Source organism: Microvirga sp. P4_G7, from assembly GCF_056401005.1.
Window position 1 is genome coordinate 1 of record NZ_JBFUKD010000101.1, and the last position, 8,372, is coordinate 8,372.

Here is an 8,372-nt window from a genome sequence, read left to right on the forward strand (position 1 = left end):
GCCCATGGCCTCGAACGCGCGGCGCCCTTCCTGATCGATGCCGATGCAACGCCCAACCCCGGCGGTTGGCCGAGGGGTGGGCAGACGCGGCTCAACTTGCCCAACGACCACCTGCAATATGYGTTCACGTGGTTCGGGATCGCCCTCACGCTCATCGGCGTGTTCGGCGCGTTTGCCTGGCGGCGTTTGAAGGCGGCCGGTCAGCCCAGCTGAAACAAAACGAAGAAGCCGAAGCCGAGGATGATCAATCCGGCGCTGACGATCTTGGCCACGAAGAGTGGTTTTAGGAGACTATGCGTCTCCGCGGCATGCTCGGCTCTCTCGGCCGGCGTCATCTTCTCCCGCGCAGACGCTTGCTCCGCGTAGAGCGACGTCGTCATCGGATGACCGACCGCGCCGTCGCGCTCGAGCTCGATGCGCTGCGCCACGAAGCCGATCAGCAATCCCAGGACACCGAGGCCGAGAAACCCGGCAACGAGAAAGATCACGAAACAGGCGCCGAGCAGGGTTCCGGCGACAACCGGAAGCAGAAGCCAGTCGATCCGCGTCATCCGCATGTCGCCGCTCCAGATCGGAATTCACGGCGAGTCTAACCGGATGGCCACCGTCCGGACAGGAGAATATCCTCCGGGCTCATCCCGAGGAGTGCCACAAACTCACAGCTTCATCCTGAGGAGCGACGTAAACCCATAGCCTCATCCTGAGGGGCGACGCAGTCGCGTCTCGAAGGACGAGGCGTCTCCAGCGATCTCTGGACCCTCCTTCGAGACGCCGCTTCGCGGCTCCTCAGGATGAGGGTGGCGGGCACGCGGCAACGGCACCTCTGGATAAGGCGCAACGTACTCGCCCCCGAGCGCGCCTCGCTCTGCGACCGGTTGCGGCTTGCCGTCACCGGTCGGGGCTCCTAATGTCCGGCAAAATTCGAGGAGATCGACCTTTGCTCCATGTCTCGACCCGCGGCGAAGCACCCGCGCTCGGCTTTGCCGATGCCCTTCTGGCTGGATTGGCCCACGACGGCGGCCTCTATGTGCCGGAGAGCTGGCCGACGCTGACGAAAGGGGCGATCGAAGGTTTTGCCGGCCGGTCGTACGCGGACGTCGCCAAGGCGGTGCTTTCGCCCCTCATCGATGGCGATATTCCGCCGGACGCGTTCTCCCGTATGGTCGACGAAGCCTACGCGACGTTTCGGCATCCGGCCGTCTGCCCTCTCAACCAGATCGGCGACAATCTCTTCGTCCTCGAGCTGTTCCACGGCCCCACCCTCGCCTTCAAGGACGTGGCGATGCAGTTGCTCGGACGGCTGATGGATCATGTACTCAAGGCCCGCGGAGCCCGGGCGACCATTGTCGGCGCGACCTCGGGAGATACGGGCAGTGCCGCGGTCGAGGCGTTCAAGGGTCTCGATCAGGTCGATATCTTCATTCTTTACCCGCATGGCCGAGTCTCGGATGTCCAGCGGCGGCAGATGACGACCGTGGGTTCCCCCAACGTGCATGCCATTGCCGTCGAGGGCACGTTCGATGATTGCCAGAACATGGTGAAAGGCCTGTTCGGCAACGCGCGGTTTCGCGACGAGCTGCTATTGTCCGGCGTGAACTCCATCAATTGGGCCCGTGTCGCCGCGCAGGCGGTCTATTACTTCACATCGGCGGTTTCGCTCGGCGGCCCGCATCGTCCGGTGTCGTTCTCCGTTCCGACCGGAAATTTCGGCGACATCCTGGCCGGCTGGGTCGCCAAGTCGATGGGGCTGCCGATCGAGCGCCTGATGATCGGCACCAACGCCAACGACATTCTCGTGCGCGCCCTTCATTCCGGCTCCTACGAGAKCAAGGGCGTGCAGCCGACGGCGTCGCCGTCGATGGACATCCAGATCTCTTCGAACTTCGAACGCCTGTTGTTCGAAGCCTATGGTCGCGATGCAACATCGGTTCGCCAGTTGATGGCCAATCTGGCGCAGTCGCGCGCGTTCACCATCGCCGACCAGCCGCTGGCGCGGATTCGCAGCGAATTCTCGGCGACGACCGTCAACGAGAGCGATGTGGCGCAAGAGATGGCGCGCACTTATCGGGACACGGGCTACGTCCTCGATCCGCACACCGCTGTCGGCACGCGTGCCGCGCGCGAGCTTCTGAGCGAGCGTCCCGAAGTCCCTGTCGTGGCGCTCTCCACTGCCCACCCGGCGAAATTCCCGGACGCGGTCGAAAAGGCGACAGGCGTGCGACCGGCATTGCCGGACCATCTCGCCGACCTGATGGAACGGGACGAGCATTTTTCGGTGCTGCCGAACGATCAGGGCGCCGTCGAACGCTTTGTCCGGGACCGGGCCCGCGCCGTGCGTGGCGTCGCCGCATGAACCAGCATTTCGTCCGCGAGTCGCAGATCGACATCACACGGCTCGACAACGGCTTCACCGTCGCGACCGAGCGGATGCCGGAGATCGCCACCGCAACGCTCGGCGTCTGGGTCGCCACCGGATCGCGCCACGAGCTCGCGCATGAGCATGGCCTGTCGCATTTCATCGAGCACATGGCGTTCAAGGGAACGTCGCGGCGCTCGGCCCGGCAGATCGCGGAAGACATCGAGAATGTCGGGGGCGACATCAACGCCGCGACGAGCATCGAGTTTACGAGCTACACCGCGCGCGTTCTCGGCGAAAACATGGATGTCGCGCTCGACGTGATCGGCGACATCCTGATCCATTCGGCGTTCGACACGGCGGAGATCGCGCGGGAGAAGGGCGTCATCCTGCAGGAGCACGCCGCTGTCGAAGATACGCCCGACGACCTAGTCTATGATGCGTTCATGGAAACGGCCTTCGCGCGGCAGCCGATGGGGCGGCCGATTCTCGGCACGCCCGACACGATCCGCAGTTTCGACGAGGCCACGATCCGCAAGTTTCTCGCGCGCGAATATGCGCCCGGAAAGATGGTGCTGGCCGCCGCCGGAAACGTCGATCACGCGAAGATCGTCGACGCGGCTCAGGCCTTCTTCGGAGCGATGCCGGCCGTCGAACCGCGAAGCCCTGAGACGGGTCTCTACACCGGCGGCGAACGGCGCATCGCGCGCAAGCTCGAACAGGCCAATCTCGTGATCGGTCTGCCGGGCCTGTCGATCCGCGATCCGGGGTACTACGCCGCGCATCTCTTCGCCCACATTCTCGGTGGCGGCCTGACGTCGCGACTGTGGCACGAGGTTCGCGAGACACGTGGCCTCGCCTATTCCATCGATGCCTTCCACTGGCCCTTCTCCGATTGCGGCCTGTTCGGGATCGGCGCCGGAACCGCGGGCTCCGATGTCGCCAACCTGATCGACGTCACCCTTGCCTGCACCCGCGAAGCTGCGGCCGAAATCACCGAAATCGAGCTCAATCGCGCCAAGGCGCAGATGAAGGTCGCCCTGCTCGCGGCGCTGGAAAGCCCCGGCGGACGGATCGAGCGCGTCGCCCGGCAGCTTCTCGCCTGGGGTCGGGTCGTGCCGAGCAACGAGATCATCGGCAAGGTCGACGTGATCACCGTCGACCAGGTCCGGGAAGCTGGGTACAGGCTTCTCCAAGGGGCCCCGACCGTCTCGGCCGTCGGCCCTATCAAGGGTCTGCCGTCGTTGGATGTCATCGGCAACGCGTTGAGGGCCTGAGGGCGCGCGCCCGGTGCGTCCTATTCCCGCCGCAAAGAGGGATCATGGCCGCGGTTCGCCTTCCCTTCCTGTGAGTCCTGCGGACAAGTCGGGTCAAATGCCTCCTCTGCCTTGCCCTCAGGCCATCCGGCCGATACCAATCCTGGCTCCATTCGTACAAAGCGGACGAAAGACCGAAGCGTTGCGGATCGTCTCTTTCGCCTTAACGATTTTCCTGGCGACTTTCCTGTGCCTGTCCTGGCCTTCGGCCGGCTGGGCCGTGGAATCCGTGCGCGTGGACCAGGACACCAAGGCCATCGACCTGACGCCGATGATCGAGCGCTATCGCTCGGACGGCGACGAAATCCGTATTTCCACCGCTCCAGGCCGCGACGGCATCGTCCGGCGCATCGCCGTGAAGGCTCGCGAAGCCGGCACGCGGCCGGACTGGATCGTCTTCGCGCTCACCAACGATTCCGACGAACAGGTCGACCGTCTTCTGGTGGCGCCGCATTTCCGGCTCACCGATTCCGGCGTGATCTGGCCCGATCTCGGCTCCTCCCGCATCGCCGCGGTGACGGCGAGCCAGGGCATCCGGCCCGAGCGCGACGACAGCCCGGATGCGGACGTTTTTCTCATTACGCTCGATCCCGGCACCACCGTCACGTTCGTTGCGGAGCTTCATTCCGGCGAGCTGCCGCAGCTCCAGCTGTGGGACGGCGAGGCCTACAAGGAGCGCGTCAACGGCCTGACGCTCTACAAGGGCATCATCATCGGCATCGCCGGGCTCCTGGCGCTGTTCCTGACCATCGTCTTCGTGGTCAAGGGCGCCCTCATCTTCCCGGCGGCCGCCGCCCTCGCCTGGGCGGTGCTCGCCTATTCCTGCATCGATTTCGRCTTCTTCCAGCGAATATTCCCGATTACGGAGGCGGCCGAGCGGGTCTATCGCGCGGGCGCCGAGGCGGTGCTGGCGGCGACGCTCCTCGTCTTCCTGTTCGCCTATCTCAACCTCAATCGCTGGCACGTGCGCTACAGCCACGTGACGGCCTTCTGGCTGACCTTTCTGGGCGCGCTGATCGGGCTCGCGATCTTCGACCCGCCGGTCGCCTCCGGCGTCGCCCGCATCTCCATCGTCGCGGTCGCCGGCATTGGATTCGTGTTGGTGATCCACCTCGCGACGCACGGCTACGACCGGGCGATCATGCTCGTGCCGACCTGGCTCCTGCTCATCGCCTGGGTGACGGCGGGTGGCTTCACGGTCATGGGAACGCTGACGGCGGACCTCGTGCCTCCGGCCCTGATCGGCGGGCTCGTGCTGATCGTGATGCTGATCGGCTTCACGGTGATGCAACACGCATTCTCCGGTGGAGCGTTCGCCCACGGCATGGTGAGCGACACCGAGCGCCGGGCCCTGGCGCTCTCGGGCGCCGGCGACGCGGTGTTCGATTGGGACGTCGTGTCCGACAAGGTCTTCGTCAGCCACGAGATCGAGCATCAGCTTGGACTGAAGAGTGGCGCGCTGGCGGGTCCCGCTGCGGCATGGCTAGACCTCGTTCATCCGTTCGACCGGGATCGCTACCGCGCGGCGCTCGATGCCGTCATCGAGCAGCGGCGCGGCCGGCTCTCGCAGGATTTCCGCCTGCGGTCCTCATCGGGATCGCATGTCTGGTACCGCCTCAAGGCGCGCCCGATCGTCGGCACGGACGGCGAGGTCATCCGCATCGTCGGAACGCTCACCGACGTCACCGACGCGCGCACATCCGAGGAGCGGCTTCTGTACGATGCCGTCCACGACAACCTCACCAGCCTTCCGAACAGGCAGTTGCTGTACGATCGCCTGGAAGCCGCACTGACGTTCGCGAGTCAGGACAGCAACCTGCGGCCGACGGTCCTCGTCATCGATCTCGACAAGTTCAAGCAGACCAACGATTCCGTGGGGCATTCGGCGGGCGACTCGATTCTCCTGACGCTCTCGCGGCGTCTGGGCCGGCTGCTGCGTCCGCAGGATACGCTCGCCCGCGTCTCCGGCGACGAGTTCGCGATCATCCTTCTGTCCGAGCGCGAGCCCGACCGCATCATCGCATTCGCCGAGATGGTGCGCCGGACCCTGACCACGCCAATCACCTATGCCGAGCGCGAAATTTTCCTGACCGCCTCCATCGGTCTGGTCCTGCATGATCCGCAGAGCGCGGCACGGCGAGAAGAGGTCATCCGCAACGCGGAAATCGCCGTAGCCTATGCCAAGCGCCAGGGTGGCGATCGGATCGAAGTGTTCCGGCCGACCATGCGCTCGGATCGCAGCGACCGTTTCACCCTGGAAATGGATCTGCGTCACGCTATCGGCCGCAACGAAATGAAAGTGTTGTTCAAGCCCATCGTTCGGCTTGAGGACCGCACCATCGCCGGCTTCGAATCGATGTTGCGTTGGGACCATCCCAAACTCGGGCGCCTCGGGCCGGACGATTTCATGTCGATTGCCGAGGATACCGGCATGATCGTCAGTCTCAGTGCGTATCTGCTGGAGCAGACGGGGCGCGAACTCGCCGCATGGCAGGACGCGCTGGAGGTCGACCCGCCGATCTTCGCCAGCATCAGCATGTCGAGCCACCATCTGCTCCGGCACGACCTGTTGCAGGAAATGAAGGCCGTCATCGGCAAGACCGGCGTGCTGCCGGGGTCGTTGAAGCTCGAAATGACCGAGAGCCTCGTGATGGAAAATCCCGAGTATTCGGCTCAGATGCTGTCGCGCCTGCGCGACTTGGGCGCTGGCCTGTCCCTCGACGATTTCGGCACGGGATACTCGGCGCTCTCCTATCTCGAACGCTTCCCCTTCGACACGATCAAGGTCGACCAATCGTTCGTCCGGCAGATGGCGAACGGGAAACCCGTCATCCTGCGGTCRATCATCAAGATGGCGCACGAACTCGGCATGGAGATCGTAGCGGAAGGCGCGGAGACGGAATCGGAAGCGATCGAGCTTTACCAGCTCGGATGCGAGTATGCGCAGGGTCCTGTTTTCGGCGAACCGATGTCCACCCATCAGGCTCGGCAACTCGTCGGCGCCGCCCCTCAGGCGGCGTGAGGGTTCGAGGCCCTACGCCTCACGCATGGCCGACTTCGGACGATAGGAGAGCCGGTTCGATTCCGATGAATCGCAGGGCCATGTCATAGCGGGCATCGAGCGGCGCGCTGAAAATGAGATCGGGATCGGCTTCGCAATTCAGCCAGCCATTGGCTTGGATCTCGGTCTCGAGCTGTCCCGGCTGCCATCCGGCATAGCCGAGGGCGAGAACCGCCTGTTCCGGACCACGCCCTTGGGCAATGGCGCGAAGGATATCGACAGTGGCGGTCAGGCAGACGCGTTCGTCGATGGGAAGCGTCGACTGCGCCAGATAGAAATCCGGAGAATGCAGCACGAACCCGCGGCTCGTTTCGACCGGCCCTCCGATCAAGACGGGAATCTCTCCGATCTTCTGCGACAGACGGATGCGGTCCCGTTCCGGAATGATCTCGAGCTGGACCAGGAGATCCGGCACCTTCATGTTGGCGGCTGGGCGATTGAGCACGATACCCATCGCCCCTTCCTCGGAATGGGCGCAGACATAGACCACCGATCGTGAGAACGGTTCGCCGACGACGCCGGGCATTGCGACGAGGAACTGGCCCTCGAGCGTATCCGCTCCCGTCTCTGTGCTCCGCGCTCGTACAAATGCCATGGGCTGACTTCCCAGGAGTTGGCGTTTCGACGTCGATCACGTGAACGTGGATAGTCGCCCCGTTCAGATCTTTCGTAAAGGGAAGCCCGACAAGGAGGTGTCGGTTCCATGCCAATCGCATTGCGGGCCATTTTTGTTACGTTGTTTCTTGTTCTGGGAACCCTCGGTTCCCGAGCGGAAGGTGCGTCGCCATGGGTGCAGGGCTTGCATTCCCGTGTCCGGCTCCTCTCCGGTGGAACCGTTGAAGGTCGTCTTCTCGCAGGCGTCGAGATCGAGCTCGACCAGGGGTTCAAGACCTATTGGCGCACGCCGGGCGAATCGGGCCTGCCGCCCCGCTTCGATTGGACAGGATCGCAGAACGCCTCCGGTTTCGAGGTCAAATGGCCGGCGCCGAAGCGGATCGAGGACGCTGGCGGCGTCGCCTTTGTCTATTCCCGTCGGGTCGTCTTGCCCGTGCTCCTGAGCGCGCCCGATGCCGGCAAGCCGTCGCAACTTGTGCTGGCGCTGGATTATGGAGTCTGCAAGGACATCTGCATCCCGGCCCATGCGGACCTGTCGCTCGACCTCGGCAGCGAGGGCGCGCGTGCGAGCCTGAAGGACGCGCTCAAGCGTGTGCCAGTCGCCCAGGCGCTGGGCGCGCCCCAACCGCTGTCCATCATTTCGATCGCACCGCAGAAAGCCGACAAGCCGACCTTCATCGTCGAAACGCGGGCCCCCGGCGATACCAAGCCCGCGCTTTTCGTCGAAGGGCCCGAGGATTGGTACCTTGCCGTCGGCCCGAGCTCCCAGGCGGGTCGTTTCGTCGTCACGGTAGAAGAACGTCCGAAGGATACGACCGGGACGGCCTCGATCCGCCTCACGCTCGTCGCCGGCGACGAGTCCATCGAAACCGAAGTGCCGCTCGACGCGGCCTTACTGCCACGCTAGGGATGATCCATCGATCATCACGTCCCCTACGGAGAGTTTTATGACCATCGAGGTTGGTGAGCGCCTTCCCCAAGTCACATTCCGCGTCATGACCCCTGACGGTCCTGCCGCAAAGAC

The 8,372-nt window shown here is 64.3% G+C and carries 7 protein-coding genes; 5 read left to right on the plus strand and 2 right to left on the minus strand.

Annotated features, from left to right (window positions below):
* The coding region (locus AC1DT3_RS07030; protein ID WP_477464538.1) for an SURF1 family cytochrome oxidase biogenesis protein at window positions 1–213 on the plus strand (213 nt) is incomplete at its 5' end.
* Here AC1DT3_RS07030 and AC1DT3_RS07035 read toward each other — a convergent pair.
* Complete coding sequence (locus AC1DT3_RS07035) at window positions 201–557, minus strand: hypothetical protein (protein WP_477464539.1); 357 nt, start codon at window positions 555–557, stop codon at window positions 201–203. The two genes, AC1DT3_RS07030 and AC1DT3_RS07035, sit on opposite strands and share 13 nt — an antisense overlap.
* A gap of 380 nt (window positions 558–937) precedes the next feature.
* Between AC1DT3_RS07035 and thrC the strand changes: the two genes are divergently transcribed.
* From thrC to AC1DT3_RS07050, 3 genes are all read left to right on the plus strand, one after another.
* A complete protein-coding gene (gene thrC, locus AC1DT3_RS07040) occupies window positions 938–2,353 on the plus strand; it encodes a threonine synthase (RefSeq protein WP_477464540.1) in 1,416 nt (471 codons plus the stop codon).
* Entirely contained in the window at window positions 2,350–3,633 is a 1,284-nt protein-coding gene (locus tag AC1DT3_RS07045; protein WP_477464541.1) for a M16 family metallopeptidase, read from the plus strand. The genes thrC and AC1DT3_RS07045 overlap by 4 nt, the downstream gene beginning before the upstream one ends.
* A gap of 181 nt (window positions 3,634–3,814) precedes the next feature.
* The gene (locus AC1DT3_RS07050) at window positions 3,815–6,694 is read left to right on the plus strand and encodes an EAL domain-containing protein (RefSeq protein ID WP_477464542.1); all 2,880 of its coding nucleotides are present in this window, start codon (window positions 3,815–3,817) and stop codon (window positions 6,692–6,694) included.
* A gap of 19 nt (window positions 6,695–6,713) precedes the next feature.
* On the opposite strand, the gene AC1DT3_RS07055 is transcribed toward AC1DT3_RS07050, so the two are convergent.
* A complete protein-coding gene (locus AC1DT3_RS07055; RefSeq protein WP_477464543.1) occupies window positions 6,714–7,328 on the minus strand; it encodes a YqgE/AlgH family protein in 615 nt (204 codons plus the stop codon).
* A 108-nt stretch (window positions 7,329–7,436) separates the two neighbouring features.
* Here AC1DT3_RS07055 and AC1DT3_RS07060 point away from each other — a divergent pair, with 108 nt between their 5' ends.
* A complete protein-coding gene (locus AC1DT3_RS07060) occupies window positions 7,437–8,255 on the plus strand; it encodes a protein-disulfide reductase DsbD domain-containing protein (RefSeq protein WP_477464544.1) in 819 nt (272 codons plus the stop codon).
* Window positions 8,256–8,372: the final 117 nt, after the last annotated feature.